The sequence below is a fragment of the Lutispora sp. QWL-02 genome, assembly GCF_058315355.1.
In genome coordinates this window covers 2348611-2365277 of the sequence record NZ_CM177762.1, presented here as the reverse complement: position 1 = coordinate 2365277, position 16667 = coordinate 2348611, and the positions used below count along the sequence as shown (strand labels likewise).

Genomic DNA, 16667 nt, shown 5'->3' with positions numbered 1-16667 from the left:
TCCATTATTTCGAATATAGCCGGCTTTTTCTGATATAATGCTCAACAGCTTCAGGAAGAAGATATCTTATGGTTTTATTATTTAATATCCTGTCTCTGATATCCGTAGACGAAATAGCCAAAGAAGGAACTTCAATGCTGAATATTTCCTTATCATACTTAGACTTAATTTCCATAAGTTTTTGTTCCATATCTTTTCTATAAAAACCGGGCCTTGTAGCTGCTACAAATCTGCAGATCCCCAAAAGCTCCTCAACATTATGCCAGGTGAGTATTTCCAATATTGCATCCGCACCCGTAATAAAATATATCTCAGCATCATCACCATGAATACTGCGAAGCGCTCTTATGGTATCCACAGTATAAGTCATACCGCTTCTCTCTATTTCCAGCCTTGATACTTCAAAGTAAGGATTTGTAATTGTCGCCAGCACTGTCATAAGATATCTGTGATTTACATCAGAGGCAGGCCTGTGCATCTTGTGAGGGGGGTTCTTTGTAGGCATAAAAAGAACCTTGTCCAGTTTGAACTTATCTCTAACTGCCTCTGCAGTAACTAAATGTCCATAATGTATCGGATCAAAAGTTCCTCCCATAACCGCAAATCTCTTGTAAATACCATTCTTTGAATCTATTCTCATCTTCTTTTGTACCTCATATAGTTATTATACTGCGCAATTCAATGTGCAGTTGTAGATATTATACACCATTCTTTTATACAGTGGAAGAAGTTTTAATTCAGTTCAATAAGGCTTATGCCCTCAATATCGCCTATTGCTTCAATTATATTCTCAGCTTTGATGTCCTTCAGGCTTTTTAATGTAAGCTTTATTATCACATTAAAATCATCAATATTCTCTATTGATATATTTTTTATCGCAACATTAAGTCTTCCAAGCTCAATACCAATCCTGCCGATTTGACCTGGTCTGTCTATAGACTTTACGCTTAAATTGAGATACGCATTCTTCTTATTTATCATAATTTCCAGCTTATTTAACACAATCAGAGACAGCAGTACAAATCCCGTGGCAAAGATCGCTCCCATATAAAAGCCTATTCCGCAAACCAAACCTATACACGCGACAGACCAAAGACTGGCAGCTGTAGTCAAGCCTCTTATAGTAGGGCCTTCCTTAATGATCGTACCCGCTCCTAAAAAACCTATGCCGCTTATCACTTGCGCTCCCAACCTCATCGGATCCATGCTGGTTTGATTTTTAAACAAGTCAAAGGCATATAGATTTCCTATGATGACAAGTGAGGAAGCCACACTCACAAGTATATGAGTTCGCAAGCCGGCAGGACGGTTTGAGGTCTCCCTTTCCAGCCCCACAAGTCCTGCCAGAATTGCTGCTATTCCCAGCCGCAAAAGCACCTCAAATAAATCGGGCATAAACATCCCTCCTGTTATAGTATATATTAGATTATATGCAAAATTTAGCAAGTTTAAAAGCAATAAATAAAAGACAAGTGCTTCATAAGCCTAACCCCATAAAGAATGCAGCGAAATAATGCAATTCGAAAAAATAGCTTAAATTGTGGTATAATACCTATGATGAAAATAATATAGGAGATGATAGCTTGAAAAATGAAATCATTGAAAAATACCTGATATGTAATGGAAGCATGATAGATCGAGAATCATATAAGCCCTGCAATGATTTCGCAGCAAACATAGTATATGAAGTAATAAGAGTCATTGATGGAGTTCCTCTGTTTTTAGAGGAGCATATGGATAGATTGGTGAAGTCCTCAGAAATGATCAGTATGGATATAAGACCATTATCCGGCAGTATTGCTTCAAATATTAAAAAGCTTATAGAGGTTAATAATAAACCTGCTAAAAATTTAAAAATTCTTGTTTACAAAGGTGACAAAAGCTACATTGATTACTCTATATTCTTTATTCAGAGCAATTATCCCCAGCCTGAGCTTTATGAGAAGGGAATCAAAGCCATATTGTTCAATGCTCTTAGGGAAAACCCGAATGCAAAAGTCCAAAACTCCGGATTAAGAGAAAGAGTTAATAAGGCCCTATCAGAGAGCAGTGCTTATGAAGCGCTTTTGGTAAATGAAGCAGGTGAAATAACTGAGGGCAGCAAATCCAATGTGTTTTTTGTAAAAAACAATTCACTTTATACTTCACCTAAACAAGAGGTGCTTCTTGGGGTCACCAGAACCCGTGTAATTGAACTGGCCAGAAGCTTGGGCATAGAGATCATTGAAGCATCTATACATAAATCTTTTTTAGAAAAATGTGATGGTCTTTTCATAACCGGAACTTCACCAAAGGTGCTTCCGATTTCGAATGTGGATGAGTTTAACTATGAGTCTTCTAAAAACGAAACTATATTATCGATTATGAAGGCCTATGATTCGCTTATTGAAGATTATATCAAGAGGCATAAAAATTAAATCTTTCTTTTTTAAAATATAATAAAGCGAGGAACTGCATCCTCGCTTTATTATATTCTTTATTTTATGCTTTTATATTTTTCTTTTCCTCTATATATTGCTTTGAAAAGAATTCCTTAGTGAGCTTGACTATGACTCCGCTCAATCCCAGGACACCTATTAAGTTAGGGATAGCCATCAAACCGTTTAAAGTATCAGCTAAATCCCAAAGCATATTCAAGCCGCCGATAGAACCTATAACTATAAATGGTATCCAAATCATTCTGTAAATTTTATTGACCTTAGGTCCGAACAGATATTCTGCGCAACGTTCTCCATAATATGCCCAGCCCAGTATAGTTGAGAATGCAAACAGCAGTATTCCTATGGATACTATATATCCGCCTATTCCAGGAAGGCCTTCGTTAAATGCCATTGTAGTCAATGCTGCACCTGTTTCTCCGCTGTCCCATACTCCTGACAGCATGATAGATAATGCAGTAATAGTGCATATTACTATTGTGTCCATAAATACTTCAAATACTCCCCAGAGCCCCTGGCGTACGGGATGATCCGTAGTTGCCGCAGCATGGGCTATAGGAGCGCTTCCAAGACCAGCTTCGTTGGAGAATACTCCACGTGCAATACCTTTTGTCATAGCAAGCTTCACAGTTGAACCTGCAAAGCCTCCAACTGCAGCAGCAGGTGTAAATGCATTGCCAAAAATCAATCCAAAAGCTTCTCCAACGTGAGAGATATTCACTAATATTATTATTACACCGCCAACAATATAAAACGCCGCCATGAAGGGCACCAATAGTTCAGTAACCTGCCCTATTCTCTTTATGCCGCCGATTATTACTATTGCTGCTAAAACTGCTATTACAATGCCAGAAGCCAGTTTGGGTACCCCAAAGGTTACTTCGAGGGATGCTGCGACGGAGTTGGACTGAACCATATTGCCTATACCAAATGCTGCAAGAGCTCCAAAAGCAGCGAATATATATGCCAGCCACTTCCACTTTAACCCGTTTGTGATATAATACATGGGACCTCCGACGTAACGTCCGTCAGGAGTCTTTTCTCTGTAGTTAACAGCAAGTACAACTTCTCCATATTTAGTAGTCATGCCGAATATAGCAGAAAGCCACATCCAGAATACAGCTCCCGGCCCTCCGGTAGCTATAGCAGTAGCAACTCCGGCAACGTTTCCTGTTCCAACAGTTGCTGCCAACGCAGTTGCAACAGCCTGGAAGGCTGTTACTTCGCCTTCGCCCCTTTGTTCCTTAGAGAACATTTTCATCAACGTGCTTTTAAGAATATAACCCAGTTTGCCAATAGACATAAAATTAGTGCGAAAAGTGAGCCAAACACCAGTTCCTACCAATAGTACCAACATGTATGGGCCCCATACAAAGCCATTGATAATGCCGTTGATTTCCATTAACTTGTCCATGGAATACCTCCTCATTTTTTATTATACATAAAATATCCCCTCAATAAACAATGTGCTGCTATACTTTATAGAATTTGCAAAAGTTTTTTGAGCGATATTAAATGCCTCCATTTATAACTTTACATTACAATTCTACCAATAATTTTTATGATTTACAACATAGATTGCAGTATTATTAGAATATTTTAATAATTGTTTATTTTTTAACATTGTTTGCTTATTTATTTTTTATAAATATTTTTATTGTGTCAGTATGGATTTTGATACATATAATGTTATTAACATTGTGCTAGAGGTGTATTTTATGGCCTACGACATTAGAGAGCTATTTGCAAGACTGATTAAATGCGAAGCCGGCGGTGAAGGCGAAAATGGGATGAAAGCGGTAGCTACGGTCGTCATGAACAGAGTCAATGTGCCCAACGGCGAGTATCTCAGAACCGGCGAAGGTGATTTGAGAAGGATTCTCAATCAACCCGGCCAATTCGATTGCATGACCTCTGTTCTTGGCGGCATGCCTAATCCACAAACTATATGGGCAAATCCCCCGGAACAAATACATTACGATATCGCTGATTGGGCATTGGCAGGGAACAAAATCTTAGGAGCAGCTTGGAGCCTTTGGTACTTCAACCCTTTTCAGCCTATATGCCCCCAAATATTTCCATACAACGGAACCGGCAGCTTTTCTACCAGAATTGAACAGCATTGCTTCTACAACCCTACCCAATTATACTACCTTACCTGATTTGAAAGGAGTGCAAAAATGAGCTGTATGGATTATAGAGTTAACAATATACCTGTTATGCCTCTTCAGCAAATGGGAGGAGCCGGATATCCATATGGAACCTCTGGAAATCAAATGATGCAATACCAAACGCCTGCAATCTCTCAAGGCATGAGCCAGGCGCCGCAGATTCAACAGATGCCTTCAGTAGCACAAATGCCTTCAGTAGCTCAAATGCCAATGCAGGAAATGCTGCAGTCAGCAATCCCTCCTGTGATTATGGACACCCAATATACACAAGGATATTTAAAAACCCAAATAGGTTCCAAGGTCAAAGTGGAGTTCTTAATAGGCACTAACATGCTGGTTGATAGAGAGGGAACTTTAGTAGATGTCGGAATCAGTTATATAATTATCATTGAGACTGAAACAGATGACTTACTCTTATGCGATATTTACTCCATAAAGTTTGTAAGGTTTTATAGGTGATAAAACCTGCTTAAGGGGATGATTGATTGAAAGCATACTTGATTAGTTATGATATAAGCAGGAACAGTAAAAAAACATACAGCTTATATAAAGTAATAAAAGACTGCACCGATCAGGATAGTTGGGTACAGTGCTTCAATAATCTATGGATAATCAAGTCCAGTCAGGATATAAGCACAATATATGAGTCCATCAAAGAAGTTCTGGATAGCTATGATTGCTTCCTAGTGGTTGAAATCACGAATAACTGTGATGGATGGCTTGAAACAAATATCTGGGATTATATTGGCAACAGTATATTTAATAGGGATAAAATTAGCCCTGAGATTTAAAATTTCAGGGCTGATTTTTATATAGACATCTCATCATCATCCATAAATTGTGCATAATATAAATTAGCATATTCACCATTATTCTTTATCAATTGGCTATGGCTGCCTTTTTCAACAATGCCATTATCCGTAAGCACCAGAATGGTTTTTGCATTTCTTATAGTAGAAAGGCGATGAGCTATTACAAAGGTTGTTCTGTTTGCCGAAAGTTTTTCCAGAGAATCCTGAACTATTTTCTCGCTTTGATTATCCAGTGCAGAAGTAGCTTCATCCAAAATCAATACAGGAGGATTTTTTAAAAATACCCTGGCAATGCTTATCCTCTGCTTCTGCCCTCCCGACAGCTTGACTCCTCTTTCTCCTACATAAGTATCGTAACCATTTTCCAGCTCCATTATAAAATCATGGGCATTGGCTTGCTTTGCAGCTTCAATAACTTCTGATTCTGTAGCCTCCGGCTTGCCGTATCTGATATTTTCCATTACCGTACCTGCGAATAAATAAACATCCTGCTGTACGATCCCAATATTTTTCCTTAAGGATTTCAATTTAATATTTTTGACATCTATATCATCCAGTAATATTCGGCCTTCCGTTGCTTCATAAAATCTTGGTATGAGGCTGCAGATGGTGGATTTGCCGCCTCCTGAAGGCCCTACTAAAGCTACAGTCTCTCCAGGCTCTACATTCAGGTTGATATTCTCCAAAACATACTTGCCTGTGCTATACCTGAATGATACATCATCAAATGTAATTTTGCCTTTCACTTCATTTATTTCTATGCTATCTTCACTATCCAATATATCAGGTTCAGTGTCTAATATGTCCAAAAATCTTTCAAATCCTGTCATGCCTTTCTGGAATTGCTCAGTAAAGTTTATCAGTGCTCTTATGGGATTTAGCAAAGTGTTTATATATAGCAGAAAGGCAACCAGATCAGTGGGCTTTACACTGCCTGTCCGCATGAGAAGGGCGCCTGTTATGATTGTAATAACATATATTATCCCTTGAAACAAGGTTACGCCGCTAAAAAACTTGCCCATATAACCATAACTTTCTTCTTTTGTATGAAGAAATTCCAGGTTCCCCTTATTAAATTTGAATATTTCAATATTTTCATTTGAAAAGGATTTGACCACACGGACCCCAGAAATGCTGTCTTCAAGCTGAGAGTTTACATCAGCAATCTTCTGCCTGTTTCTCATGAAAACCGATCTCATCTTTTTATTATATATAAAAGCAAAATAAGCCATAGGAGGTATAAAGGCAAATACTATTAATGTCAGCCTCCAATCAACGCTGAGTAAAATCAGGAAAGAACCTATTATTTTAACTAAAGAAATAAATATTTCTTCAGGTCCATGATGAGCGAGCTCTGAAATATCAAATAAATCATTTACAATCCTTGACATGAGTTGACCGGTCTTGTTGTTATCATAAAATGAGAAGGATAGTTTTTGGAGATGATTAAATATGTCATTCCTCATATCATACTCCATTCTTGCTCCCATAATATGACCCCAAGCCGTTACAAAATAATTGCAGGCATATTGTACAAAATAAAGAACCAACATCAAAAGCCCGATCTTTATTATAAGACTTGCAGAGGCTCCGCCTCCCTTTGCGATGGCCTCATTCAATAAGAATCTTACTACTACCGGAAACAAAAGATCTACACCTGCTGCCGCAAAAGCACATAACATATCCATAAAAAATATTCTTTTATACGGACTATAATATTTTATAAACTTTTTTATTTTTCCCATACTCATACCCCCAATTCAGCAAATTAAATTAAAGCCTATCTTCAATAATATCCATTATATCACATCACTAATACCATTATTATGAAGTTTATCATTCTGCCTTATTTTTAAAAAATATTATTAAAAAATTTATAAATTCTCATACTAAAATTGATATATCTATTGCATTTTCAAAAGCAAGCATTTATAATAATATTATACCCCCTAGGGGTTATAGGTAATAATTATATGAGGTGAAAGTTATGAATATATCCATTTCGGAAAATGCTAGGCATCAGCTTATGGAAGGCGGCTCAAAAAATTATAGAATCATAGTCAAAGGCTATGGCTGAGCAGGCCCTGTATTTGGATTGGCTCCGGGAGAGCCTCAAGAAGGAGACGAAGTATTTTCGTCAGATGATATCAAGTTCTCAGTGGAAAAAGATATTTCAGATTTAGTGCCCGGTTTCCAAATAGATTACTATAAGGGCATATTCCAAAGAGGATACGTAGTTTATGCTGACGGTTCAAAAAGAAGCTGCTAATCTAAAGCAGCTTCTTTCCATACCAGTTTTTATGCGCCATAAACAGGCTCATTCTTCTCGTTATACACATTAATATCAGGTAACTTTGATTTTATTTATATTTTAAATTTGGATACTGCCTTTTGCAATTCTATAGCCCGGTTGGCAAGATTTTCAGCACTGCTCGCCACTTCATTGCTTCCAGAAGCAACCTTCTCAGACATCTCATTCACATTTTCTGCTGTTGCCAATATTTCTTCGCTTGAAGCAGACTGTTCTTCTGTAGCCGATGCTACCTCTTGAGCAAACTCATTTATATTGTTTATATCTTTTATTATGCTTTGTATTATAGTATTGGTTTCCTGAACCGAAGCATATATTTTTTCAAATGTGCCGCCTGCAGAATTTATATGTCCGGCACTTTCTTCTATCTTTACAGTATTGCTCTTAGTTTGCTCCACTGCATTTTGAATTACATCATCAACCTTATCGATAAGCTCTGCAATATTCTTAGTAGCTTTTGAAGAATCTTCAGCCAGTTTCCTGATTTCGTCAGCAACAACGGCAAAGCCTCTTCCTACATCCCCAGCTCTGGCGGCCTCTATAGCAGCATTTAGAGCAAGCAGATTAGTCTGCTGAGAAATATTTTCTATCAATTTTACTATATCCCTTATCTCAGTAGCAGACTTTCCTGCTTGAAGAACCGATTCCGACAGCTCGTTGATAGACTCATTTATTATGCTCATTTCACTTTGAATAGTGTTCATATCTTCTTTACCGCTTTGGGAGTTTTGTACCGCTTCATCAGCTTTATCCCTTGCTGTAGCACCGCTTAAAGAAACCTTGCTGACTATTTCTGCCAACTTGTTCGTGCTTTCGGCAACTTGCCCAATGGAGCGCGCCATTTCGTCCACTGTTTTTGTCAGCTCCGTCATCGAGCTGGATTGATTTTGAGCAGTGCTGGTCATTTCCTGAGTGATGGATGTGCTTTGCTCCGCCACTGCCCCAAGCTCTTCAGAAGCGAGTAAAACATTGGATATCATGCTTTTCATTGAGTTTTTCATTTCATTGATTCCTCTGCCTAACTCACCTATTTCATCCTTCAGGCTCATCGTCTTCTCAGGTATATTTGCAGTAAAGTCGCCATTTGCATATGACTTCACTGTTTTTGCAGCTTGTATTAATTCTTTTGTAACAAATCTTGATAATATAATAGCAATTAAAAATACTGCCAATATTATTAGCCCTACAAAGGCTATCATAATATTTTTAACATTAGCTGCCTGTTTCATAAGATCTGAAGAAGGAACGGAAACCAAGAATTTCCACCCAGGTGTGCTTGGAATGTCTTCATAAATCAAATAAAAATCCGCTCCATTGGGATCGGTATACAACTCGTTGCCATTTTGATTATTCAATATGCTTTCATATTTTTCATCCAGCCCTACGTATCCCAGTTCCCTCATATCTTTTATGTTTGTCTTCATAACATATTCCTGGTTCTCATGAGCTATTATCAGACCATTCCCATCTATGATCCATCCAAAACCGGAACCGCCCAAATTGATTTTTGATGAAATTTCACTTAAAAAATCTACGCCTACAACAATATTTACTAAGCCTACATTTTTACTATCATTTTTGACTGCGTAGGATATTACAGATATGGGCATAGGATGCACATCAGTCATAAAGGGTTGAGATACCAAATATTCTTGCCCTTCCAGAATAAGCTTCTTATATTGCTCTTGCTCTGAAATATTCAGATCCACATTTAATGTAGACCATCCTATTCCATCAGAATTGGCTACAGTCATGCTTCTGTGCCGGCCTTCCAGCACCATAGATTTTAAGAACGGCTTTATTCTTTCAAAATCCATAGATTTGACAATATCTGATTGGGAAACCATTTTCATCTGTTCCAGAAAGCCCCTCATCTCATTACCTACTTCATTAGCTTTGGCATTTACAATCTGCCTGCTTGATTCTATAGTAGACGACTTTATGACATCCATCACCTTAAAATTTAATAGGGTTCCAAGGCCAATCATCATAATCGTTAGTGTCAGTCCAAACCATAGAATAATTCTGGTACTAATGCTTCGTATTTTCAAAACTCTTCCTCCTTACATTGCGCTCATATTTATGGTGAATATTTCCACACTTAACTATTATATATAATAACCCTAAAATTCTACATAATTCAATAACATTCTTGCCGTATTTACACGATATGTAGAGGTGTCATAATTTGTCCCGCGAATTTTTGTTAACTATAACCAATTGACAATATTGTTATTTGATTTCATCCAATTATTAGATATAATTATAGTAAATAGCATTTTAGTTTAGGGGGACAAGCTATTATGCCTAAGAATGAACCTTGCTTTAACGACATTTCCGTATATAATGAGAAGCTTAGACAGGCTTACGATATAATTGAGAAAAGTTCCATAGTAGTCTTTGAATGGTCTATAGGCCCCGGTATTCCTGTAAAATATCTGACCGATAATATTTCAAATTATGGCTATAAAACGGAGGACTTTTACTCCGGCAAAATTGATTATTGGGATTTTGTCCATAAGGCCGATGTAGAATCAACAAAAATTGCAGTATATGAAAAAAGAGCTTCTGCTGCCAAAGAATTTAAGCATACATATAGAGTTGTCTGCAAGGACGGCGCAATCAGATGGGTGGAAGAGTGGACCCTTTGGGAGAGGGATTCGGATGGAAATCCCATTGCTGAAAAAGGCATAATCCGAGATATAACAGAGCAGGTAGAAACTGCAGAGAAACTTAAATTGAGTGAGGAAAGATACAGAAAACTTTTTGAAAATGCTTGTGCTCTTATTTGCACCTTTGACAACAACGGCAGATTTACTTCGATCAACAATGCCTGCGCCGGTATTACAGGCTACTCAAAATATGAGCTATTAAAAATGAATATACTCGATCTGTTGCTGCTATCAAAAGAAAATAAAAGGATTCTTACAAATGATCTCATAAATTTTGTACGTGAAATTCAAAACGACAGCATAGAATTAACAATTCTCACCAAGAACAAAGCTGAAGTGATTTTGGAGGGTCGGCTCCTGATAATAAATGACAGTGATTCTGATGCTGAAATTCAGGCAGTTTTTCAAGATGTGACCTTACGAAAAGAAGCAGAAAATAAAATCTTTCATTTAAGCTATCATGACAAGCTTACAGATCTATATAATAGGGCTTATTTCGATGAAACTCTGGAAAAAATGGATAAAACCGAAGAATATCCATATAGCCTTATAATTGGGGATATGAATGGACTTAAGAGCACCAATGATCTATTTGGGCATAAAGCCGGTGACAGGCTTATTCAGATGATGGCGGAGATACTCAGGGCATCCTGCAGAAAATCTGATGTGATATCAAGGATTGGCGGAGATGAATTTGCAGTAGTACTGCCTAAATGTTCAAGTAAAGAGGCCCGAAATATTTGCAACAGAATAAAAAAACTATGTCTGACATATGAGAATGACATGATTAAGCCGGATATAGCTCTGGGATTCGGCACAAAAGAAAACAATTCAAAATCCAATGATGATCTAATACTTGAAGCCGACAGAAAAATGTATTTAGATAAACCCTATGTTCGGAGCATCTGAAAATAACCCGATAAGTCTATCGGGTTATTTTCATTCTCTGCTAAAATCCACGAGCACGATCTCGCTTTCCAGAAACCTTGCCATAGCATAGATCGCATCCGATAGCCTGTTTACATATTTCATAAGGATCTCACCTAAGGGTTCTTCTCTATTAAGAGTTATTATTCTTCTTTCCGCCCGCCTGCATAGGGCTCTGGCCATATGCAGCGCCCCGCTGGCCTTGCTGCTGCCCGGAATTATGAATTGAGGGGTATTGTTGGTCCTGCTCATAAAGTCATCTATAAGCCTCTCCAAATCAAGCACTGCTTCCTCTGTCACCCTATGAGGAAATTTACTTGCGTCTTTTGTGGCCAGCTCTCCGGCTACATTAAAAAGTAATCTCTGAATCCTGTTAACTTCATTTACTACTTCTTCATCGTCTATAAAGTTTTTAGCAAATCCCAAGGAACAATTCAGTTCATCGATGGTACCGTAGCACTCTACCCTGATGCTGTCCTTATCAACCCTGGTGCTGTCATAAAGGCTGGTCTGACCTTTGTCGCCGGTTTTTGTATAAATCCTCATGCACATCCCCCTTTTATAAATAAATTGATCCAGTATGCCATTTGATTCCAATTGCTGATGCCGCAAAGCAACCTAAATGATGCTGGCACAACCAGTTAAATGAGCATTATTATTCTGCCATCAATTTAAGAGCCTCAATATCTTTTATAACTACCGATGATTTATAAAAATCCAGTACACCTTCATCTCTGAGCTTGCAAAGCTCTCTTGATAAGGCCGGCCTGGACACATTAAGAAAATCCGCCATTTCATTTCTATTTAAGGACATCATAAAAGACAAAGTTCCTATTTTATTATAATGATCGATCAATAAACTGCTGATTCTCCCCCTAATGCTTTTTATGCTCAGATAGTCTAATTTTTTATTAAGAAGCAAAGCCTTGTCTGATACAATTTTTAACATATTCATGATCAAAAACCTATGACCCCTGCAGAGCTTTGGGCATTCACCTAAAATTATATCTGATGACATAAACATCACTTGACTTGCTTCCTGGGCTATCACTGTAGCCGGCCATTTCTTCTGATCCGAAAAAGCAGCCATTTCCCCAAACATATCTCCAGATTTTACTACCGTTATTATCACTCTGTCTCCGATAGAATTCTCCTTTGTAATAGCTGCACTGCCGGATAATATGATGCCTAATCCTTCATATTCATCTCCGGCAATTTTTATAAATTCATTTTTATTATACTTTTCAACCTTAGGTTTGAGACACATAAGCATGGAACTTAATTCTTCAAGCTCTATTCCGCGGAATAATGAGCAGGCTGCAAGGGCGTTCAACCATTTATCATACATTTCGCAATGCCTCACTTTCGTATCTTTAGTTACCGAATTTATCATTTGATACTATTATACTTAATGCATATGAATATGTAAATGAAGGAGATAACTATTATGATCAGAAAGATAATAAAAATCGATGAAGAAAAATGCAATGGATGCGGTTTATGCATAAACGCTTGTCATGAAGGAGCTTTACAGCTTATAGACGGTAAAGCAAAATTGATTTCAGAATCCTATTGCGACGGGCTCGGCGCTTGTTTGCCCGAATGTCCTACGGGTGCAATTAATATTGAAGAAAGAGAAGCCGATGCTTTTGATGAAGAGGCAGTAAAAGTTAACATTGAAGCAAAGAAGAACCCTATTACTGAGACGTTAGCCTGCGGTTGCCCTGGCTCTCATGCAAGAGCTATCAAGAAGGCTGCACATAAGGAGCATTCAGCCGGATGCTGTGATCATAATTCAAGCGAACTGCATATGGAGTCTCAATTAAGACAGTGGCCGTGCCAAATAAAGCTTGTTCCTATAAATGCACCGTATTTTAATGATTCTCATCTGCTCATCGCTGCAGATTGCACTGCTTATGCTTATGCTAATATACACAGCGATTTTATGAAAAATAAAATCACGCTAATAGGATGCCCAAAATTGGATAATTCAAATTATGCAGAAAAGTTGGCAGAAATATTGAAGCATAATGAAATTAAAAGTGTAACCGTTCTTAGAATGGAAGTTCCCTGCTGCGGCGGTTTATCACACGCCGTAAAGGAAGCACTGCAGAAAAGCGGAAAAATGATACCCTGGAGAATAGTAGTCATTGGTACAGACGGTACAATAATCGAAGAATAAGGAGGTGATATGATGCTGGAAAGCAAACAAAGCTTTGCTATCACAGATGAAAAAACCATCGAAAGAATAGTAGATGACGAAAATGTCAACATCAACCATATGGTTCTGAATACCGGCGAGGGACTTCCGGAACATTATTCAAATTCAAATGTGTACATGATAGTTATAAGGGGTACTATTTCACTCCGGCTTGATGAGCAGGATACACATACTTATTTGAAGGGAAGCATAATAAATATTCCATACAATGTAAAAATGAATGTATTTAACGATCATAAAGAAACTTTGGAGTTCTTTGTAGTAAAAGCACCATGTCCAAAAAACTATAATAAAATTAGGGGGTAATATTTAATGAGTAACATGTTCTGTTTTCAGTGTGAGCAAACTGCAGGGGGCAAGGGCTGCACAAAAATAGGTGTATGCGGCAAGCAGCCTGAGGTTTCAAACAAGCAGGATGACTTGATATGCGCATTAGCAGGTCTTGCCAGAGCTTATCATGGCAAGGCTCCTTCAAAAAATGCTGTTGGGTTGATGCTTAAGGGCCTGTTTACCACAATCACAAATGTAAGCTTCAATACCGTTACTATCGAAAAGCTGATCGATGAGGTAAGAAAAGAAAAGGAAAGTGCCGGAAATGCCCAGGACTTCCCAATAGAGAACCTCTGGTCCGCAGACTCCGATATAATGTCGCTCCGATCAACTTTGCTTCTGGGTCTAAAGGGTATGGCGGCATATGCTTATCATGCTTATGTATTGGGCAAGCAAAATGAAGAGGTAAACAATTGGTTCTTTAAAGGCATGTATGCCTTCGGCGAGGATCATAGCATTGAAGAATGGCTGAGCTTGCTCATGGAATTTGGAATGATCAATCTTAAATGCATGGAGCTGCTGGATGAAGCTAATACCTCAGCCTACGGAACTCCTGTTCCGGCCAAAGTGACTACAATAATTGAAAAAGGTCCCTTCATAGTTGTTTCGGGTCATGATTTGCTGGATCTTAAGCAATTGCTTGAACAAACAGAAGGCAAAGGAATAAACATATATACTCACGGTGAGATGCTTCCTGCGCACGGATATCCTGAGCTGAAAAAACACCCTCATTTAAAAGGTAATTTCGGAACAGCCTGGCAGAATCAGCAAAAGGAATTCGATAATGTTCCCGGCGCTTTCTTATTCACAACTAATTGTTTGATGCCTCCTAAGCCTTCCTATATGGACAGAGTCTTTACAACCGAAGTTGTATCTTACCCGGGACTTGTTCATATAGATGAAGCAAACGGCAAAAAAGACTTTACCCCAGTTATCGAAAAAGCAATGGAACTTGGAGGGTGGAAAGAGGATAAGGTTCTCACCGGCATAAACGGCGGCACCGAATTGATGACAGGCTTTGGTCATGGCACAGTGCTTGGTGTTGCAGACAAAGTCATAGACGCAGTAAAATCAGGAGCCATAAGGCATTTCTTCTTGGTCGGAGGATGCGACGGGGCAAAGCCCGGAAGAAATTATTATACGGAATTTGTCGAGAAAAGCCCTAAGGATACGGTTATATTGACATTGGCTTGCGGAAAATTCCGTTTCAATGACCTGAACATCGGCGAAATAGGGGGGCTACCAAGGATAATGGACATGGGTCAATGCAATGATGCATACTCTGCCATAAAGGTTGCTGTCGCTTTGTCTCAAGCATTTAAATGCAGTGTGAATGAATTGCCTTTAACCTTAGTGCTCTCATGGTATGAGCAAAAAGCCGTTTGCATATTGCTCACCCTACTGGCATTAGGTATAAAAAATATTTATATAGGCCCTTCTATACCTGCATTCTTCTCCCAGAATGTACTGAATGTGCTTGTTGAGAAGTTTAATATTACACCCATCACTACACCTGAAGAGGACTTGAAAAAAATATTAGGATAATTCATAAGCAATAGCTCAAAAGTTCAGCCGATTTTTAATGTTTTTCTACTAATCATCAGTATCCATTGCCATTTCACTCCAGTTATCTTATAATTAAAGAGTAGTTGATTAAAGTACAAGTATTATAAAAGAGGTGGTAAAATGGATATAAAAGGAACAAAAACAGAAAAGAATTTATGGGAAGCCTATGCCGGTGAGTCCATGGCAAGAAATAAGTATAGCTACTTCGCTTCCGCTGCAAAAAAGGAAGGCTATGAACAGATAGCTGCCATTTTTCAGGAAACATCAGATAATGAAAAAGAACATGCTAAAATCTGGTTTAAACTTCTCAATGGTATAGGAAATACATCAGAAAACCTTAAGCACGCTGCAGAAGGCGAAAATTACGAGTGGACATCTATGTACAAAGGATTTGCTGAAGAAGCAAGAGCAGAAGGCTTCACAAGCATTGCGAACCTTTTTGAAATGGTCGCTGATGTTGAGAAAGAGCATGAGGAAAGATATCTGGCGCTATTAAAGAATGTAGAAGAAAATACTGTATTTGTGAAAGACGGCAAGGTCTATTGGAAATGCAGGAACTGCGGTCATATCCATGTAGGAGAAAAAGCCCCGGAAGTTTGCCCTGTATGCTCTCATCCAAAAGCACACTTTGAAATATTGGCAAAAAATTGGTAATAAAATTATAGGGTGAGCCATGGCTCACCCTATAATTTTATGTGACAATAGCCGCCCGGATTTTTCTTCAAATATTTTTGATGGTATTCCTCCGCATCATAAAAACATTTGAGAGGTTCCACTTCTGTAACTATCGGCTCAGGATATTTTTTCTGCTCCTCTTCAAGACTTTTCTTGATTATCGGAATATCTTCAGCATTAATGTAGTAAATCCCTGTTCTATATTGAGTTCCTTCGTCAGGGCCCTGGCGGTTCAATATTGTGGGATCTATGACTCTCCAGAATCTTTTCAGCAGCTCTTCCAAAGAGATCTGCACTTCATCATATCTTATATAACATGCTTCAGCGTGTCCGGTCTCTCCGGTTTTTACTTCCGAATATGAAGGATCTTCGGTATTTCCGTTAGCATAGCCAACCTTTGTCTCTATAACGCCTCTGATTCTTGACATATATTCTTCCATTCCCCAGAAGCACCCGCCTGCGAGTACAATTTCTTTCATATGCATACCTCCAAACATTTTTATCATTATATAGGACGCAATGACTAAAGCTGCTATTTCAAGCT

The 16667-nt window shown here is 38.3% G+C and carries 17 protein-coding genes; 9 read left to right on the top strand and 8 right to left on the bottom strand.

Going from position 1 to position 16667, the window contains the following annotated elements; all coding sequences use genetic code 11:
- Positions 1-4: 4 nt before the first annotated feature.
- Together nadD and AC4HCY_RS10995 are read right to left on the bottom strand one after the other, a co-directional pair.
- Complete coding sequence (nadD, locus tag AC4HCY_RS11000) at positions 5-640, bottom strand: nicotinate-nucleotide adenylyltransferase (RefSeq protein WP_323433124.1); 636 nt, start codon at positions 638-640, stop codon at positions 5-7.
- Between the two features lie 92 nt (positions 641-732).
- Positions 733-1395, bottom strand: a complete 663-nt coding sequence (locus tag AC4HCY_RS10995) for an MgtC/SapB family protein (RefSeq protein WP_491094276.1) — start codon at positions 1393-1395, stop codon at positions 733-735.
- A 188-nt stretch (positions 1396-1583) separates the two neighbouring features.
- Here AC4HCY_RS10995 and AC4HCY_RS10990 point away from each other — a divergent pair, with 188 nt between their 5' ends.
- On the top strand, positions 1584-2417 hold the full coding sequence (locus tag AC4HCY_RS10990; RefSeq protein ID WP_491094275.1) for an aminotransferase class IV: 834 nt from the start codon (positions 1584-1586) through the stop codon (positions 2415-2417).
- A gap of 64 nt (positions 2418-2481) precedes the next feature.
- Here AC4HCY_RS10990 and AC4HCY_RS10985 read toward each other — a convergent pair whose 3' ends face one another.
- Complete coding sequence (locus tag AC4HCY_RS10985; RefSeq protein ID WP_491094274.1) at positions 2482-3852, bottom strand: alanine/glycine:cation symporter family protein; 1371 nt, start codon at positions 3850-3852, stop codon at positions 2482-2484.
- Between the two features lie 304 nt (positions 3853-4156).
- On the opposite strand from AC4HCY_RS10985, the gene AC4HCY_RS10980 reads away from it, so the two are divergent.
- Genes AC4HCY_RS10980 through AC4HCY_RS10970 form a run of 3 tightly spaced genes read left to right on the top strand, consistent with a single transcriptional unit; the run spans position 4157 to position 5400 of the window.
- Positions 4157-4600, top strand: a complete 444-nt coding sequence (locus tag AC4HCY_RS10980) for a cell wall hydrolase (RefSeq protein WP_491094273.1) — start codon at positions 4157-4159, stop codon at positions 4598-4600.
- An 18-nt stretch (positions 4601-4618) separates the two neighbouring features.
- Complete coding sequence (locus AC4HCY_RS10975; RefSeq protein ID WP_491094271.1) at positions 4619-5068, top strand: hypothetical protein; 450 nt, start codon at positions 4619-4621, stop codon at positions 5066-5068.
- A 26-nt stretch (positions 5069-5094) separates the two neighbouring features.
- On the top strand, positions 5095-5400 hold the full coding sequence (locus AC4HCY_RS10970; RefSeq protein ID WP_323433130.1) for a hypothetical protein: 306 nt from the start codon (positions 5095-5097) through the stop codon (positions 5398-5400).
- Positions 5401-5417: 17 nt separating this feature from the next.
- Here AC4HCY_RS10970 and AC4HCY_RS10965 read toward each other — a convergent pair whose 3' ends face one another.
- Positions 5418-7166: an ABC transporter ATP-binding protein gene (locus AC4HCY_RS10965; protein WP_323433131.1), complete on the bottom strand. Its 1749-nt coding sequence runs from the start codon at positions 7164-7166 to the stop codon at positions 5418-5420.
- Positions 7167-7785: 619 nt separating this feature from the next.
- Positions 7786-9783 (bottom strand): methyl-accepting chemotaxis protein, encoded by a 1998-nt coding sequence (locus AC4HCY_RS10960; protein WP_491094270.1) that lies wholly within the window; start codon positions 9781-9783, stop codon positions 7786-7788.
- Between the two features lie 252 nt (positions 9784-10035).
- Between AC4HCY_RS10960 and AC4HCY_RS10955 the strand changes: the two genes are divergently transcribed.
- Positions 10036-11313, top strand: a complete 1278-nt coding sequence (locus tag AC4HCY_RS10955; RefSeq protein ID WP_323433134.1) for a GGDEF domain-containing protein — start codon at positions 10036-10038, stop codon at positions 11311-11313.
- Positions 11314-11343: 30 nt separating this feature from the next.
- Here AC4HCY_RS10955 and AC4HCY_RS10950 read toward each other — a convergent pair whose 3' ends face one another.
- The gene (locus AC4HCY_RS10950) at positions 11344-11877 is read right to left on the bottom strand and encodes a cob(I)yrinic acid a,c-diamide adenosyltransferase (protein ID WP_323433135.1); all 534 of its coding nucleotides are present in this window, start codon (positions 11875-11877) and stop codon (positions 11344-11346) included.
- 109 nt (positions 11878-11986) lie between these two features.
- Positions 11987-12679, bottom strand: coding sequence for a Crp/Fnr family transcriptional regulator (locus tag AC4HCY_RS10945; RefSeq protein WP_323433136.1), 693 nt, complete (start codon positions 12677-12679; stop codon positions 11987-11989).
- Positions 12680-12778: 99 nt separating this feature from the next.
- Here AC4HCY_RS10945 and AC4HCY_RS10940 point away from each other — a divergent pair, with 99 nt between their 5' ends.
- The 4 genes from AC4HCY_RS10940 (at position 12779) to rbr (ending at position 16102) form a co-directional block, all read left to right on the top strand.
- Positions 12779-13513 (top strand): ATP-binding protein, encoded by a 735-nt coding sequence (locus AC4HCY_RS10940; RefSeq protein ID WP_491094269.1) that lies wholly within the window; start codon positions 12779-12781, stop codon positions 13511-13513.
- A gap of 12 nt (positions 13514-13525) precedes the next feature.
- Entirely contained in the window at positions 13526-13858 is a 333-nt protein-coding gene (locus AC4HCY_RS10935; protein ID WP_491096110.1) for a cupin domain-containing protein, read from the top strand.
- A gap of 6 nt (positions 13859-13864) precedes the next feature.
- Positions 13865-15427: a hydroxylamine reductase gene (gene hcp, locus AC4HCY_RS10930; RefSeq protein ID WP_491094268.1), complete on the top strand. Its 1563-nt coding sequence runs from the start codon at positions 13865-13867 to the stop codon at positions 15425-15427.
- A 141-nt stretch (positions 15428-15568) separates the two neighbouring features.
- A complete protein-coding gene (rbr, locus tag AC4HCY_RS10925) occupies positions 15569-16102 on the top strand; it encodes a rubrerythrin (protein WP_323432148.1) in 534 nt (177 codons plus the stop codon).
- Between the two features lie 29 nt (positions 16103-16131).
- On the opposite strand, the gene msrA is transcribed toward rbr, so the two are convergent.
- Positions 16132-16602 carry a peptide-methionine (S)-S-oxide reductase MsrA gene (msrA, locus tag AC4HCY_RS10920; protein ID WP_323432147.1) on the bottom strand — a complete coding sequence of 157 codons (471 nt, stop codon included), beginning with the start codon at positions 16600-16602 and terminating at the stop codon, positions 16132-16134.
- Between the last annotated feature and the right edge of the window lie 65 nt (positions 16603-16667).